General features: G+C 68.6%; 22 protein-coding genes. 12 read left to right on the top strand and 10 right to left on the bottom strand.

The genetic code is table 11. The features are described from left to right. Window positions 1-2: 2 nt before the first annotated feature. Both HPY32_RS07605 and HPY32_RS07600 read right to left on the bottom strand, forming a co-directional pair. Window positions 3-233, bottom strand: a complete 231-nt coding sequence (locus HPY32_RS07605) for a hypothetical protein (RefSeq protein ID WP_067592031.1) — start codon at window positions 231-233, stop codon at window positions 3-5. Beyond that, a complete protein-coding gene (locus tag HPY32_RS07600) occupies window positions 230-1,273 on the bottom strand; it encodes a cobalamin biosynthesis protein (protein ID WP_171982746.1) in 1,044 nt (347 codons plus the stop codon). The genes HPY32_RS07605 and HPY32_RS07600 overlap by 4 nt, the downstream gene beginning before the upstream one ends. 508 nt (window positions 1,274-1,781) lie before the next feature. Here HPY32_RS07600 and sigJ point away from each other — a divergent pair. From sigJ to HPY32_RS07570, 6 genes are all read left to right on the top strand, one after another. Continuing rightward, the gene (sigJ, locus tag HPY32_RS07595) at window positions 1,782-2,720 is read left to right on the top strand and encodes an RNA polymerase sigma factor SigJ (RefSeq protein ID WP_067592034.1); all 939 of its coding nucleotides are present in this window, start codon (window positions 1,782-1,784) and stop codon (window positions 2,718-2,720) included. A 41-nt stretch (window positions 2,721-2,761) separates the two neighbouring features. Next, window positions 2,762-3,094: a type II toxin-antitoxin system Phd/YefM family antitoxin gene (locus tag HPY32_RS07590; RefSeq protein ID WP_067592037.1), complete on the top strand. Its 333-nt coding sequence runs from the start codon at window positions 2,762-2,764 to the stop codon at window positions 3,092-3,094. Next, window positions 3,091-3,348 (top strand): Txe/YoeB family addiction module toxin, encoded by a 258-nt coding sequence (locus HPY32_RS07585; RefSeq protein ID WP_067592040.1) that lies wholly within the window; start codon window positions 3,091-3,093, stop codon window positions 3,346-3,348. Before HPY32_RS07590 ends, HPY32_RS07585 begins: the two co-directional genes overlap by 4 nt. A gap of 43 nt (window positions 3,349-3,391) precedes the next feature. Next, window positions 3,392-3,907 (top strand): gamma carbonic anhydrase family protein, encoded by a 516-nt coding sequence (locus HPY32_RS07580; RefSeq protein ID WP_067592043.1) that lies wholly within the window; start codon window positions 3,392-3,394, stop codon window positions 3,905-3,907. A 140-nt stretch (window positions 3,908-4,047) separates the two neighbouring features. Continuing rightward, window positions 4,048-4,227, top strand: coding sequence for a hypothetical protein (locus HPY32_RS07575; protein ID WP_067592046.1), 180 nt, complete (start codon window positions 4,048-4,050; stop codon window positions 4,225-4,227). 121 nt (window positions 4,228-4,348) lie between these two features. Continuing rightward, the gene (locus tag HPY32_RS07570) at window positions 4,349-4,969 is read left to right on the top strand and encodes a TetR/AcrR family transcriptional regulator (protein ID WP_067596120.1); all 621 of its coding nucleotides are present in this window, start codon (window positions 4,349-4,351) and stop codon (window positions 4,967-4,969) included. 12 nt (window positions 4,970-4,981) lie between these two features. On the opposite strand, the gene HPY32_RS07565 is transcribed toward HPY32_RS07570, so the two are convergent. Continuing rightward, a complete protein-coding gene (locus HPY32_RS07565) occupies window positions 4,982-6,748 on the bottom strand; it encodes an Eco57I restriction-modification methylase domain-containing protein (RefSeq protein ID WP_228786506.1) in 1,767 nt (588 codons plus the stop codon). A 69-nt stretch (window positions 6,749-6,817) separates the two neighbouring features. Further along, window positions 6,818-7,603: a nuclear transport factor 2 family protein gene (locus HPY32_RS07560; protein WP_067592052.1), complete on the bottom strand. Its 786-nt coding sequence runs from the start codon at window positions 7,601-7,603 to the stop codon at window positions 6,818-6,820. A 219-nt stretch (window positions 7,604-7,822) separates the two neighbouring features. On the opposite strand from HPY32_RS07560, the gene HPY32_RS07555 reads away from it, so the two are divergent. Together HPY32_RS07555 and HPY32_RS07550 are read left to right on the top strand one after the other, a co-directional pair. Next, window positions 7,823-8,884 carry a right-handed parallel beta-helix repeat-containing protein gene (locus HPY32_RS07555; protein ID WP_156674612.1) on the top strand — a complete coding sequence of 354 codons (1,062 nt, stop codon included), beginning with the start codon at window positions 7,823-7,825 and terminating at the stop codon, window positions 8,882-8,884. Between the two features lie 222 nt (window positions 8,885-9,106). After that, entirely contained in the window at window positions 9,107-9,937 is an 831-nt protein-coding gene (locus tag HPY32_RS07550) for an SAM-dependent methyltransferase (protein ID WP_067596121.1), read from the top strand. 4 nt (window positions 9,938-9,941) lie between these two features. On the opposite strand, the gene HPY32_RS07545 is transcribed toward HPY32_RS07550, so the two are convergent. After that, window positions 9,942-10,331, bottom strand: a complete 390-nt coding sequence (locus HPY32_RS07545; protein ID WP_067592058.1) for a hypothetical protein — start codon at window positions 10,329-10,331, stop codon at window positions 9,942-9,944. 125 nt (window positions 10,332-10,456) lie between these two features. Here HPY32_RS07545 and HPY32_RS07540 point away from each other — a divergent pair, with 125 nt between their 5' ends. Both HPY32_RS07540 and HPY32_RS07535 read left to right on the top strand, forming a co-directional pair. Continuing rightward, window positions 10,457-11,776: a helix-turn-helix domain-containing protein gene (locus HPY32_RS07540; protein ID WP_197696573.1), complete on the top strand. Its 1,320-nt coding sequence runs from the start codon at window positions 10,457-10,459 to the stop codon at window positions 11,774-11,776. Window positions 11,777-11,936: 160 nt separating this feature from the next. Next, a complete protein-coding gene (locus tag HPY32_RS07535; RefSeq protein ID WP_156674613.1) occupies window positions 11,937-12,083 on the top strand; it encodes a hypothetical protein in 147 nt (48 codons plus the stop codon). A gap of 5 nt (window positions 12,084-12,088) precedes the next feature. On the opposite strand, the gene HPY32_RS07530 is transcribed toward HPY32_RS07535, so the two are convergent. The 4 genes from HPY32_RS07530 to HPY32_RS07515 all read right to left on the bottom strand — a co-directional run bounded on the left by HPY32_RS07530 (window position 12,089) and on the right by HPY32_RS07515 (window position 19,007). Next, window positions 12,089-13,693: a dolichyl-phosphate-mannose--protein mannosyltransferase gene (locus tag HPY32_RS07530; protein WP_067592061.1), complete on the bottom strand. Its 1,605-nt coding sequence runs from the start codon at window positions 13,691-13,693 to the stop codon at window positions 12,089-12,091. A 44-nt stretch (window positions 13,694-13,737) separates the two neighbouring features. Continuing rightward, the gene (locus HPY32_RS07525) at window positions 13,738-14,931 is read right to left on the bottom strand and encodes a cytochrome P450 family protein (RefSeq protein WP_067592064.1); all 1,194 of its coding nucleotides are present in this window, start codon (window positions 14,929-14,931) and stop codon (window positions 13,738-13,740) included. A gap of 266 nt (window positions 14,932-15,197) precedes the next feature. After that, a complete protein-coding gene (leuS, locus tag HPY32_RS07520; RefSeq protein WP_197696574.1) occupies window positions 15,198-17,642 on the bottom strand; it encodes a leucine--tRNA ligase in 2,445 nt (814 codons plus the stop codon). A 252-nt stretch (window positions 17,643-17,894) separates the two neighbouring features. After that, window positions 17,895-19,007: an amidinotransferase gene (locus tag HPY32_RS07515; RefSeq protein WP_067592070.1), complete on the bottom strand. Its 1,113-nt coding sequence runs from the start codon at window positions 19,005-19,007 to the stop codon at window positions 17,895-17,897. A 330-nt stretch (window positions 19,008-19,337) separates the two neighbouring features. Between HPY32_RS07515 and HPY32_RS07510 the strand changes: the two genes are divergently transcribed. Next, window positions 19,338-20,084, top strand: a complete 747-nt coding sequence (locus HPY32_RS07510) for a 2OG-Fe dioxygenase family protein (protein WP_067592073.1) — start codon at window positions 19,338-19,340, stop codon at window positions 20,082-20,084. Window positions 20,085-20,095: 11 nt separating this feature from the next. Further along, a complete protein-coding gene (locus HPY32_RS07505; RefSeq protein WP_082871636.1) occupies window positions 20,096-21,091 on the top strand; it encodes an aldo/keto reductase in 996 nt (331 codons plus the stop codon). 43 nt (window positions 21,092-21,134) lie between these two features. Here the strand turns inward: HPY32_RS07505 and HPY32_RS07500 are convergent, their stop codons facing one another. Beyond that, on the bottom strand, window positions 21,135-23,210 hold the full coding sequence (locus tag HPY32_RS07500) for a BTAD domain-containing putative transcriptional regulator (protein WP_067592076.1): 2,076 nt from the start codon (window positions 23,208-23,210) through the stop codon (window positions 21,135-21,137). Window positions 23,211-23,573: the final 363 nt, after the last annotated feature.

The raw sequence follows: 23,573 nt of genomic DNA, 5'->3' as shown, positions 1-23,573 counted from the left end.
GGTCAGCGCCACGCGGGGCGCAGCGTCTCGTCGTGGTTCACGCGTCGGCCGAGGGCGGGGTGGCCCAGATCGAGCGCCCGATCGTGGCGCACGAACGAGTTGTAGTACCCCAGCACCGCGATGCCGCCCCACGCGATCAGGGCCACGCCCACGCCCGGTGCGAAGTTCGCCACGGCGACGAACAGGATCGCCCACGCGACGAGCAGAACGATATCGAGAACCTTCCCTCTCACTCCGTCCCACCTTTCCCGGCGGTCGACACCGCCGACCGCCCGACCTTACGTCGATGCAACACAACGCCTTTCGATTCCGAACGGAATATTGACGAAACCTTGGCAGACCGATGGCGGGTGAGCGCGAGCGCCGCCATGGCGCAGGCGGCGGCCAGCTGCACCGCCTCCGAAAGACGCACGGCCCGAAGAAGATCGGGCACGCGGGGCGCGGGACCGTCGCCGAGCGTCGGCCGCTGTTCGACGCCGTGCCGGTACTGGGTGCGCCCGCCCAGGCGGACACCGAGCGCCCCCGCCACGGTTGCCTCGGCCACCCCGGCATTGGGGCTCGGATGCCGGGCGGCGTCGCGCCGCCACGCCCGCAGCGCCGCCGCGGGCCGCCCGCCGACGACCGGGGCGAGCGCGGCGGTGAGCAGGCCGCCCAGCCGCGCCGGAATCAGATTCGCGATATCGTCGGTGCGCGCGGCGGCCCAGCCGAAGCGCCCGTACCGCTCGTTGCGGTAGCCGACCATCGCGTCGAGGGTGTTCACCGCGCGATACCCGAGCAGCCCCGGCACCCCCGCGACCGCCCCCCAGAACAGCGGCGCCACCGTCGCATCGGAGGTGTTCTCGGCAATGGATTCCAGTGCGGCCCGGGCCAATCCGTCCGCATCCAGCACCTCGGGATCGCGCCCGCACAGCGACGGCAGCAACGCCCGCGCCCCCGCCAGATCCCCACCCTCGAGCCGATCCGCCATCTCCCGCCCCGTCCGCGCCAACGTGCGCCCTCCGAGCACGGTCCACGTGGCCAGCGCCGTCAGCACCACCGCCCCTTCGGATTCGACCAGCCGATCCAGCACCACCCCCAGCCCGACAACCCCACCGACGAGCAACATCTCGTGCCCAACCCCCGCCCCCCGACCATCGCGATAGGTCACCGCCTCCACCCGCCCCGCCACCGCCCCGAACCCCGCCACCGGATGCCCCCGCCGCGGATCCCCCAGCACCCGATCCAACCCGAACCCCACCAACATCCCAACGGCGGCCGCAGTCCCCTTACGCATCGAGTGAGACTAACCGGCACCCGGCCGGTCGGGAGATCCCGGCCAAAAGCACGCCGGGATCAGAAGGTAGGAGCACGCCGAGAGCAGAAGGCAGGAGCACGCCGAGAGCAAAGGGCGAGAGCACGCCGGGACCAGAGGACGAGAGCACATCGGGAGCAAAGGTGAGAGCACACCAGGATCAGTGGGCAGGAGCACGTCGGGAATAGAGGGCGAGCACGTTGGGATCAAAGGGCGGAAGCACGCCGAGAGCAGAAGGCGAGAGCACGCCAGGATCGAAGCACGCCGGGAAGCATAGGACGGGAGCACATCGAGAGCACAGGACGGAAGCACGCCAAGAGCACAGGACGAGACCACGCCAAGAGCACAGGACGGGAGCGCGTCGAGAGCACAGGGCGGAAGCACGCCAGGAGCAAGGGTGGGCGGAATACACCGGCAGGTGGCCGAGGTTCATCCTGCGATGTCACACCTGGCGGCGTCATCCTAGAGAAGGCGTCGATAGGGTTGCTCGATGGGGCGGGGTGGAAGGAAGACGGTGGTGGACGGGCTGGATCGGGTGGAGTTGGCGCGGGAGTTCGAGGAGCATCGGGCGTATCTGCGGCGGCTGGCGTACAGCACGCTCGGGAGCCTCAGCGATGCCGACGATGTGGTGCAGGAGGCGTGGCTGCGGCTGCAACGGTGGCACGAGAATCGTTCCGGGGATGAGCGGATCGACAATCTGCGGGCCTGGCTCACCACGGTCACCGGGCGGCTGGCGCTCGATCAGCTCGGGTCGGCTCGGGCCCGGCGCGAACAATACGTCGGCGAGTGGCTGCCCGAACCGGAGGTCACCTCGTGGGAGGATCCCGCCGATCGGATCACCCAGGACGAGCGGGTCACCACCGCCCTGCTGGTGGTGCTGGAGTCGCTGTCCCCGGCCGAGCGCACCGCCTTCGTGCTGCAGGACGTGTTCGGCATGAGCGGCCCGGAGGTGGCCGAGGTGGTCGGCCGGACCCCGGCCGCGGTGCGGCAGTTGGCCTCTCGCGCCCGCAAGCACGTCGAGGAGGGCACCCCGCGCTTCCCCGCCAGCCGCGACGAACAGGAGAAGGTGGTCTCGGCCTTCGCCCTGGCCTGGCGCTCCGGCGACCTCGGCGCACTGCTCGGCGTGCTGGACGCGAATGTCAGCCTGACCGCCGACGGCGGCGGCAAGGTGCCCGCCATCCGGCAGCCGGTGCACGGCGCGGAACTGGTGGCCAAGCTGTTCTTCGGCTGGTACCGCTCCACCAACGGGGCGTGGGGCCGCTCGGTCCTGGTCAACGGCCGCCCGGGCCTGGTGGTATTCGACGGCACGCACACCGGGGTCTTCTCCTTCACCGTCGACGACGGCCGCATCACCGCGATCACCGTGGTCCGCAACCCGGACAAGCTGCGCGACCTACCCGCCGACGTGGAACCGGAGTGGTATCTGTAAGGCTCACGGCGACATGTACAGAATCCTGTACATTAGAGGATATGAAACCGATGACCTATACCGACGCGCGGGCCAACCTCGCCTCGGTACTCGAGAGTGCAACCGACGACCTCGAAGAGGTCGTGATCACCCGCGCGGGCCACGAACCCGCCGTGGTTGTATCCCTGCGTGAATACGAGGCGCTGAAAGAGACCGCGTATCTACTGGGCAACCCGGCCAACGCGCGCCACCTCGAACGGTCCATCGCGCAGCACCGCGAGGGACAGGCCACCCCGCGTGACCTTGTCGAGATCACCGACGATGAACCCGCCGCCGCGCCGACCAAGACACCTCGCAGGACGAAGACGACCACCAAAAAAGCGGCGGCCGAGTGAAGAGGACGTTCACCGACGAGTCCTGGAACGACTACCAGTGGTTCGTATCCAACGACAGACGGGTCGTGAGGCGGATCAACCGCCTGATCGACGACATCTGCCGCAATGGACACGAAGGGATCGGAAAGCCGGAGCCGTTGCAGCACAATCTCTCCGGGTATTGGTCGCGGCGGATCACGAGCGAGCATCGCCTGGTCTACGCACTCGACGACGACGCCGTGGTGATCATCTCGTGTCGCTTCCACTACGAGTAACCGCCCGTCGACCCGGTCGCGACGGACCACTAAGTTCACGATCATGAGGATTCGATTGGGTGAGCACGAGCCGCGGATCGATGAGAGCGCGTGGCTCGCACCGACGGCGACGGTGATCGGGCGGGTGCGGCTGGCCGCCGAGGTGAGCATCTGGTACAACGCGGTGCTGCGCGGCGATGTCGAGGACATCGCGATCGGCGCGGGCAGCAATATCCAGGACGGGTGCGCGCTGCACGCGGACCCGGGCTTCCCGCTGACGGTGGGTAGCGGAGTCTCGGTGGGGCACAACGCGATTCTGCACGGATGCACGATCGGTGACGACGTGCTGGTCGGTATGGGCGCGACCGTGCTCAACGGCGCGATGATCGGCGCGGGCAGCCTGATCGCGGCCAACGCGCTGATCCCGGAGAACGCCCAGATCCCGCCGGGCTCCCTGGTGGCGGGCGTGCCCGGCAAGGTGCGGCGCGAGCTCGGCGAGGCGGAGAGGGACCGGATCCGGCTCAATGCCGCGGTGTACCGGCACAATACGACCGTCCACCGCGACGGCATCGAGGTGTGACTCAGACCACAATTCGCCGATGCGGCCGTCCGGCGCTTGCTAGCATCGTCCCAGCGTGCTCGGGGTCCGGACCACTGTGCCGATATTCGACACTCGTATTTCCGGCAGGGCCGCGGTGTGGGTGAGCAGGAGGTTCGACGGTGGCGTACGAGAAGTCCGGTATGCGCCGACCCCAGCGGCGACTCAGCGTGGCCGATATCGCGGCCCAGCCCGGCGGTATCGAGGCACTGCGTCGCCGGGTACACGAATTACGTTCCAGCGGAATAGATTTCGCCGCGAACGCGATCGAAAGAGAAATGGCCGCACTGAATTTACGCTGACCGGGATCCCGGCTTGCCGGTGCGACACGCCGCTGGCGGCGGAAGGCTGCGCAGTTCGATGAGATAATGATGGTCACCCTTCCGCATCGACGCGGTGACCACCGATTCGACTGGAGACTCGATGCCCTCCGTTCCCTCCATCCTGGCTCGCATCCTGGAGAAGCCGCGGGCCGATGGCGAGCAATTGCTCGAGAGCGCCCTGTCCGCGTTCCTCGACTTCGGGATCAAGCGCACCAGCATGGGTGAGATCGCGCGGCGGGCCGGTATCAGCCCGGCCACCCTGTATCGGCGGTTCGAATCCAAGAACGACCTGGTCGAGGCGGTCGGGGTCCGGGAGGCGCAGCTGTTCGTCGCCGAGATCGAGGAACGGGTCGCGGGCATCGCCGACGACGAGGACCAGCTGGCGGAGATCTTCGTCGCCTTCATCACGCTGCTGGCGCGCAACGAGCTGCTGCAACGCCTGCTGCGCACCGAGCCCGACATGATCCTGCCGCGCCTGACCACCGAGGCGGGCCCCATCCTCGCCGTCGGCCGCGCCTATCTGGCCGACAAGCTGCGCGGGCTCCAGAAGACCAACCCCGAGCTGGAATTCGACGCCGACCTGGTCGCCGAGATCATGGCCCGGCTCGCGCACTCCCTCGCCCTCACCCCGGACGGGCTCATCCCGCTCGGCGACGCCCAGGCCGCGCGGGAGTTCGCCCGCCGCACCCTGATGCCGATGGTGGGCGGCCGCCGCGGCTGAAACCCCTGCGCCCTAGGCGATTTCGGCGGTCGAGCCGAGCGCGAAGGCGGCGGCCACCCGCTCGTCGAGGGCGGCGAGGTCGGGGTCCGCCCCGTCGACCACATCGCGGACCAGTGCCGCGAGCGCGGCGGCCGCGGGGGTGGCCGGGTCCGGCACGGGCAGCCGCGCCACGTACTGGGTGATCCAGCGGCGGCGGCCCGCGTAGAGCCGGTTGCCGCAGACCGCGTCGTAGAAGCGCAGCCCCATGGTCGAATTCGCCACGCCCATCAGCAGATACGCGAGCGCGTCGTCGCCGATGTCGGGCAGCGAGATCCAGTAGCAGTCGCCGTTGACGATCGCGCCGCTGCGGTCGAGCGCGAATCGCGGCCGCACGCTGATGTCCGGGAACACCAGTTTCGGCGGTCGCCACAGGTGCGGCCGCTGCGGCACCCAGATCTCGAACCATTCCCGCCCGCCCGCCGCGAGATATCCGCGCGCGGCCAGGGTGTCCTTGTGCTCGGCGAGATATGCCGCGGCCCCGGGGAATTCGGCGAGGTCCACCGGCGTGCGGCGGGGCCGGGTGATGTCGTAGGGATACAGCACCCGGGTCGGCCGGGTGCGCGCCACCCGCCACGGCAGCAGATCGTGGTGGGTGATCAGATCGAACAGCAGTTCCGGTTCCGGGCACGGCTCCCGTTCGTGCCAGCGGTCGGAGATGAACACCCGGTCCGCGGTCGTCTTGATTCCCACCCTGATTCGCGCCACCTGTCCGAATGTGCGCCAGGTGCCCGCGCCGACCCGGCTCAGCCAGGCGTCGACACCGGGTCGCGACATGCGCCAGGGGACGGTGACATCGGCGTTTCCGCCACGCTCCGGCATGGGTGCGAGCCGTGCCGCATCATCCGTATCTGGCTGCTGCGCAACCGCATTCGCGTCGCCACGACCGGCATCCAGGCGGCCCACCTCGACCGCGATGAGGCGCTTCTCGTGCCGGACCAGCGAGTCGCCGTCCGCGGCCAGGGCGGTGAAAAGGTCGGTGCCGGAGGCGGTTTCCTCGCCGTCCACCTCGTAGGCCGAGACGTATCGGCACGACGACACCGGCCCGCCGCGCACGGCGATGGTGACGGCGGGCAGCACCGCGGCCTCGAACAGGCGGGTGTCGCCGAGGTCGTACAGTTCCACCGGAGCCAGTTCCGCGCGGAGCAGCGCGCGCAGGTTCGCACCGGCCTTGGTGGTGAGAAACCGGTTCGCGCACAGCAGGCCCAGCGCCCCGCCCGGGCGCAGCAGCCGGGGCATGCTCGCCACGAACGGATGGGTCAGGTCGATGCGGCCGCGGAGGCCGAAGCGCTGGCTGAGCAGCTGCGCGGTCGCCGCGCCGAGCTGCTGGGTGCGCACGTAGGGCGGGTTGGTGATGACGGCGTCGAAGCCGTCCTCCCCCAATTCCACTGCCGCGCCGAGAAAGTCGCCGACATGCCAGTCGACGATGCCCGGCTCGATCCGCTCGCGCGCCATCCGGACGGCCTGCTCGTCCAGGTCGTAACCGACCAGGCGCAGCCGCACTCCCGGAAGGCGTTGCGCCACACGCTCGGCCAGCGCGCGCAATAATTCCCCGTCCCCGCAGGCCGGGTCCAGCACCCGCAGTTCCCGCTGCGGCACAAGGTGTTCCAGCAGCCGGTCGGCGAGGAATTCGGCCAGCCGGGGCGGCGTGTAATGTCGGCCGTGCCGCTTGCGCACCCCATCGCCGTCGCGCCCCGAACCCGCGCCACGGACATCCGATGCCTGCCCGCCCCAGCCATCCATGCCCGGCATTCTGCCCGCCCACCCCGCTCGATGCCTGTCAAACGATCACGGCGAGTCGAAGGCGGTGAGTCAGGCGAGGAAAACCCGCACCGCGGATATTCGCCGCCCGCCGGGAGCCACCTGGACCTCCGCGATTCCGCGCCCGCCCGGGGTCTGCACGCTCAGCGTCACGAAACGACCGGCGGCAATGGTCTTGCCCACCGTCAGCCCGCGCGCCCGCGCCACGAATTCCGCGACCCCCAGCGGCGTCCCCGCGGGCCACTCCACCACCGCGCTGGACGCCAGCACCGGTCGCACGACCGCGGCATCGCCCCGCCCGGCCGCCTCCATCATCCCCGTCGCGAGCCGCTTCCCGCCCGCACCGACCCGGACGAATCCCCGGCAGAACCCCAGCGCGCCCCCGATCCCCTGATTCCCGAGCAGCTGCGGCCCGAGCCGCGCCGCCGCGGCCAGCCCCCGGCCTCCGGCGGCCAGCAGCTGCCCGACCATCACCGGCAACTCCCAATGAGCGTGCAGCGCACGGATTTTCCACGAGCCACCGACCTGCTCAAGATCGTACCGCAAATGCATGGGCACCCGCAGCCGCACCCCGGTCGACATGGTGATCTCGACATCCAGATCGCGATACACGGTCGTCCCGCACACCACGTCGTGCTCGACCCGAAAGGCAATGCCGTTGGGCCCGATGAACGTGTCATAAAAACGCCCGATAGCCGCCGCCCCGACATGCACCCGCGCCCCCACCGGATCCTCCACCCGAGCATCGACCGCGAACAACCCGACCCACGCCGCCCGATCGTGCGCGGCAACCGCACGCGGCGACCCCTCGACAACGGCCAGCAACTCGGCAGACATACCGAATTATAACCGGTTCTACCCAGCCGGGCGTCACCTTCCGAGCCGAGCGCCGCCTTGGTCGACTGCTGCGATATCACCAAATTCTTTGTGCCCCTTGCATAATCGGCGTGCCGAGGTTCTCGATCGAACTCCGATTCCGCTGCGGCGGTGGCGGTGCGGGTGGTAGAACGATCGGGATACCGCATCCTCGGTCCGGCCTTCGTAGGGAGCACGCCGATGAGGAGATCACTGCTGTGCCTGATCGGTTCGGCGATGGCAGTTCTCGCCGTGAATGCCGGTGTTGCGCAGGCGGATTCGGGTCCGGGGATATTCAGGGTGACGACGACGGACGACGGGGCGGCGGCGAATCCGTTCGATGGGCAGTGCCGCGACCGGGCCGGACGGTGCACGCTGCGGGCGGCGGTTCAGGCGGCGGATGTGCGGCCGGGGAGCACCATCGTGGTGCCCGCCGGGCGGTTCGTGCTGAGCATTCCGCCGAATCCGTGGAACATCAACGGCCCGCTCGTCGATCCGACCACCGGTGATCTCGACATCACCGCCGATACCAGCGTCATCGGCGCGGGGCAGGATCGGACGATCATCGACGCGAATCATCTGGATCGGGCGCTGGTCACCACCGCGCACGTCTCGATCTCGGGCCTGACGGTCACCGGCGGGAATGCCGCCGAGCACGAGATCCCCCTCTACGACACCGGCGGAGGCGGCATCGCCAACTCCGGCAGGCTGCGGCTCGATCACGTCACCGTGACCGGGAACGCGGCGGACTACGGGGGCGGGATCTTCAATATTCCGATCGCGGATCTCACCATGACCGACGGCGTCGTCACCGGCAATGCCTCCGGCGAGGCGGGCGGGGTGCGCTGCGACAACACCTGCACCTTCACCCGCACCGCGATCACCGGCAACCACGTCATCAATCCGCGGCGCTGGTATCGGTTCGGCGGATTCGCCGGGCGCGGCGGCGGACTCGACATCCGCGGCGTCGGGGCGGTGGTGCTGATCGACTCGACGGTCACCGGCAATTCCGCCACCGACGGCGGCGGCGGAATCAATATCGCCCCCGCCTACCTGGACACCCTGCCCCGGCCGGTCACCGACGCCCTCGCCCCCGGCGCGGGCGAACTGATCGTGCGCGGTTCGACCATCGCCGCCAACGCCTCCGACTGCGGAGAACGCAACTGCGCCAAGGCTTTCGCGCACATCGTCTCCACCGGCGGCAACCGCGCCGACGACGCCTCGTGCGACCTGACCGCCACCGGCGACGAGATCCATCCCTGATCGGAGGGCGATATGGGTTCGTTCAATGCGAACGACTGGATGACCACGACCGGCCAGGCCCTCGCCTGGCTCCTCGCGATGGCGGTGTCGGCCGCGACGACCGGTTCGGCCCGATAGGTCCGAACACGCCGGAAACTTGCCGGTATCGCCCCGCCCCGTCGCCGGTTGCGGCAGACTCGAGATATCCCGATCCGATCCCGTCCAACCATGTCAGGAGTGGTGATGTCCAAACCGTCGGCCTACCCGAGCGAAGTACCGGTCGGGGTGGACACTACGCGCGCGAGTATCGCCCGTGTCTACGACGCCGCGCTGAACGGGAAGGACAATTTCGAGATCGACCGCGAGGTGCTGGCGCAGGTCCGCACCGTCGCGCCGGGGGTGGCCGAACTGGCTTGGGCCAACCGGGATTTCCTGATCCGGTCGTGCCGCTTCCTGGCCTCGCAGGCGGGCATCGAGCAGTATCTCGACCTGGGCTCGGGCCTGCCCACCGCGGAGAACACCCACCAGGTGGTGCAGCGGATCCGCCCGAACGCCCGCGTCGTCTACGTCGACAACGACCCCATGGTGCTCACCCACGCCCGGGCCCTGCTGGAGGAGAATCCGCAGACCAGCATTGTCACCGCCGATATCTTCCGCCCGCTCGAGGTGCTGTCCAACCAGGTGGTCCGCGAGGAACTCGACTTCAGCCGTCCGATAGCGCTGTTCCACATCGGCACCCTGCACCACTATCTCGGCGAGGACGTGGCCGCCGTGATGCAGACCTACATCGACGCCCTCCCCTCGGGCTCGTTCGTCGCCATCGCCCACTTCTACGACCCCGAGGTCCCCGGCCTCAGCGACCTCGCCGTGAAAATGGAAGACAAGTTCGTGCACAGCCCCATGCGCAGCGGCCGCTTCCGCACCCGCTCCGAAATCCAGGCCATGTTCGGCGATCTCGACATGGTCGACCCCGGCCTCGTCCTGTGCGACGACTGGTGGCCCGACGGCCCCCGCCTGGCCCCGCTGTCCCCGGTCCGGCAGTGCATCGTCGGCGGCGTCGGGCGCAAACGCTGACCCGCTAGAACCCGCAGGCGGAATCGAGCCCGGTCATCGCGTCACGGAACGCCGGATCCGACATCATGGTCTTCAGATCCGTCTCCGCCGGGGTGACCACCCGATTCATCTGCGCCACCGCGACATTGAGCGCGGACTTGACCTGCCCGTCATCGGCATCGGCGGCCGCATCGGAGAACTTCGCGATAAGCCCCCGCCACAACTCCCCCGACCGCGCCGCCGCATCGGCCCCGGCCCCATCGATGGCATCACTACCGGCGCTGTAATCCTCCACCGCCTGCTTCACCACCGAACAGGTGGCATCATCACTCACCGCCCCCGCCGTTCCGGCCACCACCAAACCACCACCGACCATTCCCGCGATCACGGCTATGGTGACAATGGTGCTACGCATGGGTAATTACCTCTTCCAATGGGTTCGAATCCCGTTCCCGCACAACACTATTCCTGCGGAAATCAGTAGCTCACGGTAGAAGTGCGAGACCACCGCCGGTTGTCGAGAAGCGCAGGAAAGTTGCCTTGACGCGCAGTGAGCGCCCGGGAAGCGGATACGATGCGCAGGAGATCCAGCGGGCGCCGAACACCTGGGGTTGGGACATGCTCGATGACATGGCCGGAATGCGTACCGGTGAACGCATACAAGCTTTTCGGGAACGCAAGGGTCTGAGTCGGCCCGTGCTGGCCGGACTGGTCGGTATGTCACCGTCCTGGCTCAAGGGGATCGAACGGGGTTCCCGCCTGCCGCCGCGACTGCCGATGTTGGTGAAGCTGGCCGAGGCGTTGGGTACCAGCGATGTGGCGGTGCTGGCCGGGACCGATCTGGACCTCGGGGGTTCGACATCGATCCCGGTCGATTCGTTCGGACGCATTCCGCATGATGCGTTGCCCGCTATTCGCGAGGCCGTCCGCGCCCCACTGCTCCGGACGCCGACCGGGACTGTCGACATTGCCGCGCTGGCGTCGAGAACGGCGCAGGCGTGGCGCGTGTGGCACCACTCCTCGCAGCATCGCACCGACGTGGGCCGGATACTGCCCCGGCTGATCACCGATGCCCGGATTGCCGTGCGCACCACCGAAGGTGGTGATCGGCGCCGGGCCAATGCCGTCCTCACCGACATCTATGCCCTGGCGCAGCACGAGGTGGTCTGGGCCAGCGAGGCCGAGCTGGTGTGGATCGTGGCCGATCGTGCGATGGCCGCGGCCCAGGACGCCGACACCCCGATGGCCTTGGCAAGTGCGGCATGGACATTGGGCATGGTGCAGCGCACGACCGGCGACACCGACGCCGCCATCGGCCTGGTGAACGACGCCGCGGACCTGCTCGCCCCCGCTCTGCCCGAGGGCGGCGACGAAGTGCGTGCCATGTACGGTGCGCTCCGATTGCACGCCGCGACCACCGCCGCGCGGGCGGGCCGCGAGGGCGATGCCTGGCGGTACTGGGACGCCGCCGACGGGATCGCCGCCCGTCTCGATGCTCGATATCACCACCCGTGGACGATGTTCGGTGCCTCGAATGTCGAATTGCACGCGGTCTCGATCTCCATCGACCTGTCCAAGTCCGCCGACGCCCGAAGCCGGGCCGAGGGCATCGATCCCGAGTCCATCCCGAGCCGGGAGCGGCGAGGACGGCTCGGTGTCGAAATCGCCCGCTCCTACCATCAGCGCCGCGACTATCCGGCCATGCTGCACTGGCTGGAATATGCGTACCGGACAGCCAACGACTCGGTCCGATACTCGCCCACGGCAAGGCAAATGGCGGCCGACGCCCTCACCCACGGCGGCGCGTTGATCAGCCACCGCGCCCGCTCACTGGCGGGCAGCATCGGCCTCGGTTTCTGAGCGAACCGCCGAGAGGCACTTCGCGACCTTTTCGACAGGGGTCGCACTCTGCGCCCATTCGCGGCGCGGGCACGGGCCACAGTTCATGTCGGCCCGGCGTTACCCGCCCGGAACCGCCTGGGCCACTCCCCATTCAAGCTCGGAAAGAGGTGGGCGCAGGATGCAATTCATTGGGCTGGTGCTGGTTTGCCTGGCCGTCTCGGGCCTGGTGTACGCGGGAATCACCCTGTGGCCGCAGCGGATTCCGCGGGAGCGGTCCGTGGGCGGGATTCGGCGGCGCATCGAGGCCGAGGAGCGGGAACCGTGAAAAGGTCAGCGCCAGCTGGGGAGCCAGAGGTGGGCGTGCCAGTTGCCTACGGTGATGGGGAGGCCAGTGAGGATGGGCCAGAGCCAGATGAAGTTGGCTACCACCAGGCCCAGGTAGAGGCACACCAGCAGGAGGTTGAGGCGGTGGCGCTCGGTGGGGATCAGGAAGCGGTAGCCGTTCGCGGCGCGGGCGTAGGGGGCGGGGCCGAGGATTTCGGCGAGCACCAGGGCGATGCCCATGACCAGGAACGGGGCCATCGGGACCGCGTAGAAGTAGTACATCTGGCGGTCCAGGTCCGCGAACCAGGGCAGGAAACCGGCGCAGTAGCCGACGAGCACCGCGGCGTAGCGCCAATCGCGGCGGGTCGCGGTGCGCCAGATCGCCCAGGCCAGCATGGGTAGCGACAGCCACCACAGCGCGGGCGTGCCGACCAGCATGACCGCCTTCACACACATCGACTGGCCGCAGCCGGTGGAGCCGGTGTCGGCGTAGTGGTACAGCATGGGCCGCAGGCTCATCGGCCACGACCACGGCTTGGATTCCCAGGGGTGATGGTTGCCCGCCGAATTGGTCAGGCCCGTATGGAAAGCCAGCGACTCACCCTGGTTGTGCCAGAGCGAACGCAGAATATCGGGCACCCAGGACCAGAAGCCGCCGAACCCGATCGGGTTCTTGCCCGCATAGGGATTGCCGACCGAATAGCGGTCGTATCCGTCCTCGCTGGCGAACCACATCCCGTAACTGGCCAGATACACCAGCAGCGGAACGGCGACGAGGGAAGCCACCGCGGGGCCGATATCGCGCACGGCCGTCCCCACCCACGGCCTCGACACCCCGTACGCGCGGCGCGCGGCCAGATCGAAACACACCGATAGCAGACCGAAGGCGGCGATGAAGTACAGCCCGGACCATTTGGTGCCACAGGACAATCCGAGCAGGATGCCCGCGCCGAACCGCCACCAGCGCACCCCCAGCCGCGGACCGTACGGGCTGAACGCGATCCGGCCCTCGGCGGCGGCCCGCGCCATGCGGGCGCGCACCACATCGCGGTCGACGATCAGGCAGCCGAACGCGGCGACGACGAACAGCGCCTGGAAGATGTCGAGCATGCCGATGCGCGAGGACACGAAGGTGGTGCCGTCGCAGATCAACAGCAGGCCCGCGATGGCGCCGATCATGGTGGAGCGGGTCATCCGGCGGGTAATCCGAATCACCAGCAGCACCAGCAGGGTTCCGAAGGTCGCCGCGGCAAACCGCCAGCCCAGGGGGGTATAGCCGAAAACCGCCTCCCCCAGCGCGATCATCTGCTTGCCGACCGGCGGGTGCACGATCACCCCGTAGGCGGGGTTGTCCTCCACCCCGCCCCCGGTGAGCATCTCCCACCCCTGATGCGCGTAGTACTTCTCGTCGAACGTCGGCGTCCCCGCATCGGTCGGGTAGTTCACCATCGTGAACCGGGTGACCGCCGCAATGGCCGTGAGGAACAACGTGACCACCCACCCTCGCGCCCGGTCGGTGGGGCCGAAGTCGGGTGAGGGGCGCAGCGGCGCCGGACTGGAAGAGGCCGGGCCCGCGCCGATCGGCGGTCGCACGTCGGTCAGCTGGGTCACGGCTTACGATCGTATGCGGCGGCCGGTCCCGCGGTGAGCCGCCCTCATCCCCGGGTCGGCCGCAGCCGGACCGGGAGCGTGGTCAGCCCCCGAATGTGCGCGCTTTCGCGCCAGGTCAGCCGATCGGGATCGACGGCGAGGGACAGGTCGGGGAAGGCGGTGAGCAACCGGTCGAACGCGATCTCCCCTTCCAACCGGGCCAGGGGTGCGCCGAGGCAGTAGTGGATGCCGTGGCCGAAGGCCAGGTGGCCACCGGCCGGCCGGGAGATCCGCACGCCGTCGGGGTCGGCGAAGCGGGCGGCGTCGCGATTGGCCGACCCCAGTGCGACGACGACGAATTCGCCCGCGGGAATGTCGACGCCGCCGATTCGCGTGGCGCGCTTGGTGTATCGGGACGAGGTGAGGTTCACCGGGCTCTCGTAGCGCAGGAACTCCTCGATAGCGCCCGGTATCAGGGATCGATCGGCGCGCAACGCGGCCCACTGGTCGGGATTGCGCAGCAGGGCCAGGGTGCCGCTGGCGATCAGATTGACGGTGGTCTCGTGCCCGGCGAACAGCAGCAGGAAACTCGTCGATACCAGCTCCCGTTCGCTGAGTGCGTCCGAGCCGTCGCGCGCGTGCACGAGTTCGCTGAGCAGATCCGAGCGCGGCCGGGCCCGCTTCCGCGCGATCGACGACACCAGGTAAGCCCGCATCCGGGCCGAGGCGTCACGCATCTCTCGCAGGGTGCCGGTGCCCGCGATGGTGGTGCTCCACCGCCGGAAGTCGTCGCGATCGTCGGTGTCCACGCCGAGCAGTTCGCAGATCACCGTCAGCGGAAGGGGATAGGCGAATTCGGCGAGCAGGTCGACCTCGTCGTGCGCCGCGACGGCCGCGATGAGGTCGTCGGCGAGTTCGGTGATCCGCGGGCGCAGCCGCTCCACCGCGCGGCCGGTGAACACCTTGGAGATCAGCCTGCGCAGCCGGGTGTGATCGGGCGGATCCGAATTGAGCATGTGGGTTTGCATGCTGTCCGCGGTCGGGCCGGGCAGTCCCTGGGCGCGCAGCAGCCCGGCGGCGTCCTTGCCGATCGCCGGGTCGGTGAGCACGGCGCGCACGTCCTCGTATCGGGTGACGAGCCAGAATCGTTCGCCGCCGGGAAGTTCCGCCACGCACACCGGTTCCCGCTCGCGCAGCCGCGTGAACAGCCGGTGGGGGTCACCGAGGAATGCGGTGTCCAGTGCTACGACCTCGGTCATCGAGGGACAACCTTTCGCCGATCGGATGGTGAGCCCATGGTGACCGGCGACCGTGGCAGCGCGTGCCCATCCCCCGACCGGGACACGGCGACGACACCGCTGGTGGAGACGCGGCTACCACGCAAACAACCGATTCGATTTCCGTTCGGCAGTATCTCGACCGCCGCGACAGCCGTTCCCGTACCCGATCCGCAGTCGCCCCGGTCGGCGCCGGATCACTTCCGCGAATCGCCGGGTAGCCGGACGACCCGGAGTTCTTGCCCGGCTTACCGTTTCGTCACGATATTGACCAGCTTCGGGGCGCGCACGATCACCTTCGCCACCGCGCGCCCGGCCAGGGCGTTGACCAGGGGCTCGGAGGCCAGCGCCAGCTCCTGCAGGGCGGTTTCGCCGATGTCGGTGGGGACCTGCAGGCGGTCGCGCAGCTTGCCGTCGAGCTGGACGATGCAGGTGGTGGTGTCGCGTTCGAGCAGCGCCGGATCGGCCGTCGGCCAGTCCGCGTCGGAGACCGACGGCGCGTGGCCCAGGCGCTCCCACGCCTCCTCGGCGGTGAAGGGCGCGAAGCACGACATCATCCGGACCAGCGCCTCCACGCCCTCGCGGACGACGGGATCGGCCGGGCCCGGGCCGGTGTCGACGGCCTTGCGCAGCAGGTTCGTCAGCTGCATGAGCTGGGCGATGGCCACGTTGAGGCGCTTGCCCTCCATCAGCTCGGTGGTCTTGGCGATCACCTCGTGCACGCCCCGGCGCACCGCGGCGGACGCCTGCGCGGGCGCGGATGCGCCTGCGGCCGAACCGATGTCGCAGGCCAGCCGCCAGACCCGGGCGAGCCACTTGACCGCGCCCTGCGGGGACACATCGGCCCAGTCGACGTCGTCCTCCGGCGGCCCGGCGAAGATCATGGTGACCCGGACCGCGTCCGGCCCGAACTGCCTGATCTGATCCTGCAGGTCGACCAGGTTGCCGAGGCTCTTGCTCATGGCCTTGCCGTCCATCAGCACCTGGCCCTGGTTGGTCAGGCGGGTCATCGGCTCGGTGAACGGCAGCAGGCCCATGTCGTGCAGCGCCTTGGTGAGGAACCGCGCGTAGAGCAGATGCCCGGTGGCGTGCTCCTTGCCGCCGATGTACTCGTCGATCGGCAGCCAGCGGGCGATACCGGCCGGGTCGAACGGGCCCCCGGTGAAATTCGGGTTCGGGTAGCGCAGGAAGTACCACGACGAGTCGACGAAGGTGTCCATGGTGTCGGTGTCGCGCCGGGCCGGGCCGCCGCAGCGCGGGCACGGCACCGCCACCCACTCCTCGGCGCTGGCCAGGGGCGAGCGCCCGGAGCTGGGGCGCAGCTCGTAGCCGCTGTCGGGCAGCCGCACCGGCAGCTGGTCGTCGGGCACCGGCACCTGACCGCAGTCACCGCAGTGGATGATGGGAATCGGTGTGCCCCAATAGCGTTGGCGCGACAGCAGCCAGTCCCGCAGCCGGTAGGTGACCGCGTGCTCGCCGATGCCCCGCTCGGCGAGGTCGGCGACGATCGCCGCCCCGGCCTCGGTATTGGGCTGCCCGGTGAAGCGGCCGGAGGCGACCAGCACACCCGCGCCGTCGGTGGCGATCCCCGTCCGCTCCGGGTCCTCGCCGCCGGTGTCGACCACGGTGCGCACCGGAATGCCCAGGGCCCGAGCGAAATCCAGGTCGCGCTGATCGTGCGCGGGCACGGCCATGACCGCGCCGGTGCCGTAGGTGGCCAGCACGTAATCCGACGCGTACACCGGAATCCGTTCGCCGCTGGCCGGATTGATCGCGTACCGGCCCAGGAACACGCCCGTCTTGGTCCGGTCGGTGGCCAGCCGCTCGATGTCGGTGGCCGCCGACGCCTGCCGGACATAGGCGTCGAACTCCTCCTTGCGGTCCGGCGCGCACAGCTCCGCCGCCAGCGGCGCGTCGAAGGCGACCACGAAAAACGTTGCGCCGAACAGGGTGTCGGGACGAGTGGTGAACACCCGCACCGGCTCGTCGCGCTCTGAGATGGCGAAGTCGATGTACGCGCCCTCGGACCGCCCGATCCAATTGCGCTGCATGGTCAGGATTTCCGACGGCCACCCGTCCTCGAGCTGGGCCATGTCGTCGAGCAGCCGCTGCGCGTAATCGGTGATCTTGAAGAACCACTGGGTGAGCGCCCGCTTGACCACATGCGCGCCGCAGCGTTCACACCGGCCCGCGATGACCTGCTCGTTGGCCAGCACGGTCTGATCGTTGGGGCACCAGTTCACGGTGGCGTCGGCGCGGTAGGCCAGCCCGCGCTCGAACAGCCGCAGGAACAGCCACTGGTTCCAGCGGTAGTACTCCGGATCGCTGGTGTGCAGCCGGGTCCGCCAATCGAACGAAACTCCCAGCCGCCGAAACGAATCCGCCTGCGTCTCGATATTGGCGTAGGTCCAGTCGCGCGGATCCATCCCGCGTTTGAACGCCGCGTTCTCCGCGGGCAGGCCGAAGGAGTCCCAGCCGACCGGGAACAGCGTGTCGAACCCGCGCATCCGGGCATAACGGGCCATCGCGTCGCTGATCGAATACACCTCGGCATGACCCATGTGCAGATCACCCGACGGATAGGAGAACATGCTCACCACATAACGCCGCTCTCCCTGATCCCCGTCACCGGTGAGCCGATCGACCGCGAACGTGCCGAGCCTGTCCCACACCCCGATCCACTTGTCGATCACGGCACGCGAATCAAAGGTCTCATCGCTGGTCACAGGGTCGAAGGAGGTCATAGCTCAGGTTCGCTCGCTCTGTTCGGGGTTCGGGTCGGACAGCCTGTCGATCATACGGAACAACCATGCGGTAGGGCGCATTTGGGCAGCCGCGCGCCCGGGGTAACCCCCGGGAACGCGCCCGTCGAGCGTATCAACACCGGCACCCGACCCGCCGCTGCGTTTTACCCGCCCAGCCGAAAAACGGACAAATGCGTCGGATCAGAAATACGACTGCAGGGTGCCGCGGCGGCGGACGTCCAGCGTGGCGCAGTGGAACGAGCCGCCGAAACTGTTGAAGTTCCGGAAACTGCACGGAATGGGCGTGAATCCGAAGTCCTTCAGCGCCTGGATCATCGGCTCGTCCTCACGCTCGACCATGACCCGGTCCTCGTCCAGGCTGAGCACGTTCATGTTGATCCACTTGCTGGTCATATACAGCGGATGCGTGTCCGGAATGATCGGCCGCGGGGCCTCGAGCACATCCCAATTCTTGAACAGCGCCGGAACCTTCGGGACGCGTTCGGGGTTGACGAGCAGTTTGCCCGGTGCCAGCGGGACCAGGGTGGCGTCGATGTGCATGGGGTGGGTGTCGGCGAATTCGAAGACGTGAATGCGGTATTCGTCGCCGAGCTGGCGCTGCAGCCACTCGATGCCGAAGGCGTTGGTGACATTGCTCATCTGCGCGATGATGTCGCGGCCGCACCGGGTGAAATCGGCGGCGTCGAACGTCGGCTCGAATTCCGTGACGACCAGCCGGACGCCCTGGTCGGGGTGATCGTCGGTCCAGTCCTGGTCGAACTGGGCGTCGGTGAGCTCCGGTTTCGGGCCCGCGGTCCACTTCGCGCCGCCGTGGAAGTACTCCTTCAGCAGCGGCCGGTAGGCCAGCGACTCGTAGTACCGGGACCGCCAGGCCATCGGGCATTCGATGATCTCGGTGCCGACCACCAGCAGGGCGTCGCGCGGCATCGCGGCGTACATGCCGGTGCTCGACCAGTCCAGGGTGCTGTAGGTGGTGCGCTGCGGGATGGGTTCGGGGCGGCGCACGGTGACGCCCTCGGCCTCCAGGATGTGCGCGAATTCCTCGAGATCCCGGCGGGCGGCGTCGATCCGCTCGGCCGGGAAGGAGCGACCGGCGTTGCAGCGGAAGGTCTCCACCTGATCGGCGGGCAGCACCGGCGGCAGGCACTCGTGCCAGGTCGGGAAGCTGGCGTCGTCGACGATGCCGACGATCACTTCCTCCAGCGGATCCCATTCGTTGTAGGAACAGACCGGGCTCGCGGGCACTTCCCGATCCTCGCTACCGTCGTGCGTCGCCTGGGTTGCACTCGTCATATTCGTTTCCCGTCCTCACAATGGCGAAGTCGCTGCCGATTCTGTGGGGCCGGGGGATCAACGGCCTGGCACCCGGGACGGCACGATCCCCGGCGCGGCCCCCAGCTCAGCCGGGTCGCATCGATCCGAGTAAGGATCTGCCGCAAGTTCGGTCGTGTGTCCGACCACCGCGTCACCCGATACGGGCACGCCCCGTAGCGGAACCACGCGTCGCCGAGGGGAACCGTCGTGATCAGGGGATGGAACGGGTGCGGCTGTAATCAGGCTGCCCACGTAGCGCCGGTGGCACCGGCCACCATCGAGACCTGGTCACATACGGAAAGGACTGCTATGTCCCCTAGCAGCATCGCCCTCCAGGACAAAGAGCGCGAGGTTGTCGAGCAGTTGACCGAGGTCGGCGAGAGCCTGGTGCAGGCCGAGGAGCTGTCCGCGCTGCTCGACGCCGACGCCGGCGACTGGGCACGGTTCGCGAAGAACTGGGAAGACCTGCGGCTCGACACCTTCATGGCCGACGGCGGCACCTACCGCTACCGTCGCTACGGTCAGTTCGAACTCGACCCGGACACCGGTGAGCTGACGGCGCTGCCGCACGAACCCTACCGGCAGGAGCGCTATTTCAACCGGCTCAACGGCGGCGTCGACCGGGTCTACGAACCGCTCACCGACACGTTCGCCACCGATCCCCTGCTGCGTGCCCTGCTCATCCGGCTCGGCCAGGTCTTCACCGCCGTCGACGAGACCCGGCGGTGGCTGATCAAATTGCATCCGGTCCGGATCGTGGCGGGTGAGCAGATCGGCAAGCCCGCGCCGGAGGGGCGGCACCGCGACGGCGTCACCTTCGTCGGCTCGCTGCTCGTCGATCGGCTCAACATCACCGGCGGGGAGAGCTCGACCTACGACGAGGACGCCCGGCGGCTCCGCACGGTGACGCTGTCGAATCCCGGTGAGCTGCTGCTCAACGACGATCAGCGCACCTATCACGCGGTGACTCCGATCGAGGCGATCGACAAGGGCAAGCCCGCACACCGCGACGTGCTCGTCCTGAACTACTCCGCGCTGCCCGGCCGATTGTCCTGAGGGGACGGCGAATGAAGACACGATTGCTCGGCGGTCAGGGTTTGGCCGTCTCGGCGCTCGGGCTCGGGTGCATGGGGATGTCACAGGATTACGGTCCGGCCGACGAGGCCGACTCGATCCGGACCATCCGGCACGCACTCGATCTGGGCATCACCCTGATCGATACGTCCATGAGCTACGGGGCGGGCGAGAACGAACGCCTCGTCGGGCGGGCCCTCGCCGGGCGGCGTGACGAGGTCGTGCTCGCCACCAAGTTCGGCATCGTCCGTGACCGGCCGGGCGACCCGGCACGGCTGTGCGCGCGGCCCGACGACATCCGCCGCTACTGCGACGCCTCGCTCGCCCGGCTGGGCACCGACCGGATCGACCTGTACTACCTGCATCGGGTGGATCCGCAGGTCCCCATCGAGGACAGCGTCGGCACCATGGCCGAGTTGGTGGCCGCGGGAAAGGTTCGCTACCTGGGCATTTCGGAGACCGATCCGGCCGAGTTGGAGCGGGCGGCGGCGGTGCATCCGATCAGCGCGGTGCAGTACGAGTGGTCACTGTCGTGGCGCGAGCTCGAGGACGACATCGTCCCGCTGGCCCGCAAGCTCGGCATCGGCGTGGTGGCGTTCAGCCCGCTCGGGCGCGGATTCCTCACCGGCGCACTCGATCTCGACTCGCTCGGGCCCGACGACGACCGGCTTCCGGATCAGCGTTTCCACGGCGAGCACCTCGCTCGCAACACCGACCGGCTCCGGCAGCTGTCCGGCCTGGCCGCGGACCGCGGCATCACCCCGGGCCAGCTGGCCCTGGCCTGGCTGCTGCATCAGGGCGAGGACGTGGTGCCCATTCCGGGAACGCGCAGCCGGGATCGGCTGGCGGAGAACGCCGCCGCGACCGACATCGACCTGTCCGCCGAGGATCTCGCCGAGATCGAGACGACCCTGGCGCGGTCGTCCTGGTCCGGCAGCCGCCACTCGTTCGCGGTGCCGCGGACCGATCGGCGCGGCGACACAGACTGAGGACCGGCGTACCGTGCGGGCCCCGCACGGTACGCCGCCGACGCTATCCGGCTTCCTCCACCACCGGCTCGTCGTGGTCGCGTCGGCCGCCGAATGTCCCGCACAGCTCGGACGGCGCCGACTCCGTCGCATAGGCGTAGACGACCAGGGGGATCACGTACTCCCCCGTCTGGACCTCGATCACGAAGTGGACCCGGGCCAGTTCGTCGAGCAGCCGGGCGACTCGGTCGGCCGGGATCCGGAGACGGTCGCGGAGGGTCTCCGCCCGGAAGTGCCGCTCGGGGAACGCGCCCAGCGCACAGAACAGGGTCGCGGCCTCGTTGCCGAGGGTGCGGTAGGTCGACGACAGGATCATGCGCAGGTCGGTGGCCTCTTCACCGGTGGCGAAGACATCGAGAACCGTTGCGGCGGTTCGTAATCGGGATGCGATGTCGGCGAGCGGCAGCTGCGGGTTGGTGACGGCGCGCGCGGCGACGAGGGCCAGCGCGAGCGGCAGCCGGTCGCAGCGGGCGATGATCTCGTCGGCGATCTCGGGCTCGCCGATCACGCGCGCGGAGCCGATCCGGCGATGCAGCAGCGCGCGGGCCTCGTCGTTGGACATGACATCCAGCGGCAGCGGGGTGGCGCCCTCGGCGGCGATCAGACCGCGCATCTGATGACGGCTGGTCACCACCACCACGCATCCGGGGGACCCGGGCAGCAGCATCCGCACCTGATGTGCGTGCGCGGCATTGTCCAGCAGGATCAGCAGCCGCTTGTCGCTGAGCATGCTGCGGTAAAGCCCGGCGCGTTCGGCCGACTCCGTCGGGACCATCAGCGGCGACATTCCGAGCGCGATCAGGAAGCCGCGCAACACATCCGGCGGTTCGGAGGTGCCGAGATCGGCGTAGAGATGACCGTCGGGGAAACGGTCGGCCACCCGGTGGGCCCAGTGGATGGCCAAGGCGCTCTTGCCCACTCCGCCCAGCCCGTGAATCGCGAAGATCGGCGTGTGCTGCTGCGCCAGCACCGAATCCAGGTGTGTCAGTTGATGTTCGCGGCCGATGAAGCCGGGAATGTCGGCGGGCAACTGCGCCGGTGTGGGCAGGGCGCGCACATTCGCCTGGCCCGGTTCCGGTCCGGTGTAGTCCGATTCGCTCAGCACCGCCAGATACGCCTCGGAGATCTCGCGACCGGGATCGACACCGAGCTCGTAGGCCAGTGCCTTGCGCAGGGTTTCGAACAGCTCCAGGGCCGCGGCCCGCTGACCGCTGCGTGCCAGGGCTGTCATCAGGGAGGCGTGCGCCAGCTCGTGCAGCGGGTTGGCGGCGATGAATCGCCGCAGCGGTTCCAGCACCTGGGAATGCTGGCCGACCTGCAATGCGACGTCGGCGTATTCGAGCAGGACCTTCTCCAGCTCCCGGTTCAGCTCGGCCACCGCGGCCTGGGTGTGCAGGCCGGGCAGGTCCGCCAGCGGCGCCCCGCGCCACAGCTCGACGGCCGTATGATATTGGCGCGCAGCGAGTTCCAGGCGCCCCGCGGTGCAGTCGCGGCGGGCGCTGTCGGCCAGCTTCCGGAACGCCAGCACATCGAGCTGGTTGCTCTCCACCTGCAGCATGTAGCCGCCCGCATTGGCCACGAGCAGGCTCGGCCCGTACCCCTTGGACTGCAACCGTCGGCGCAGCCGCGACACCTGCGTCCGCACCACGTCGACCGCAGAGGGCGGCGCCTGCCCGTCGCACATCCCGTCGGCGAGGACGTCGACGCTGACGGTGGCATTGGGCGACAGCGCCAGCATGCCCAGCAGCAGGCGCTGGCGCACCGAGTTCAGTTCGACACGGGCGCCATCGACCTGCACCTCGAGCGGGCCGAGCACGAGCATGCGCAGATCGTTGGCCAGCACCGAGCCCTGCTGCCCGCGCTGCATGAGTTCCTCTGTTTCGACCGGCGACAGCTCCAGTGCCGCCGCGATCCGCCGCAGGGTGTTGCTCCGCGGCCGGGTGACCCGATTCTGTTCGATATCGCGCAAACCACCGACACTGATCCGTGCTCTGGTTGCGACTTCGTGCTGGGTCAGCCCGATGCGGTTTCGACCCCGGCGGATCAATGCACCCAGCTCGTGTTGTGCCCGATTGTCCATACACCTTCACCTGCACCGTGCAAAACTCGATCGAAGATTACCGAAATATCCACCGCATTCGACAACGAAACGAATGCGGGTTCCATCGAGATCCCCCCTCCCAGAGCAGATCGGTTTCTCACAGCGATGCGGCAGAATTCCGCCGTCGGCGCCTAAACCCCTTCCTCGTGGAGGCTAGCAGCGATACAGGGTGCGGGCAAGAGCCGCTTCCGGCCGCGAGAGAAATGTCCGATTTGTACCTGAATTGGAGTGAACAGATGTGAGCGGTTCGTGTTTCCGTCACCAATACCGGACCGCCGCCCGGATGTCGAGAAACGCCATCCTCCGGCAATTGATAGAAGAAACGAATCACGTTTCAGATGG

The sequence above is a fragment of the Nocardia terpenica genome (assembly GCF_013186535.1).
Classification (GTDB): domain Bacteria; phylum Actinomycetota; class Actinomycetes; order Mycobacteriales; family Mycobacteriaceae; genus Nocardia; species Nocardia terpenica.
Note: the sequence above shows the minus strand (reverse complement) of the source record. Positions and strands in the feature narration are given on the sequence as shown.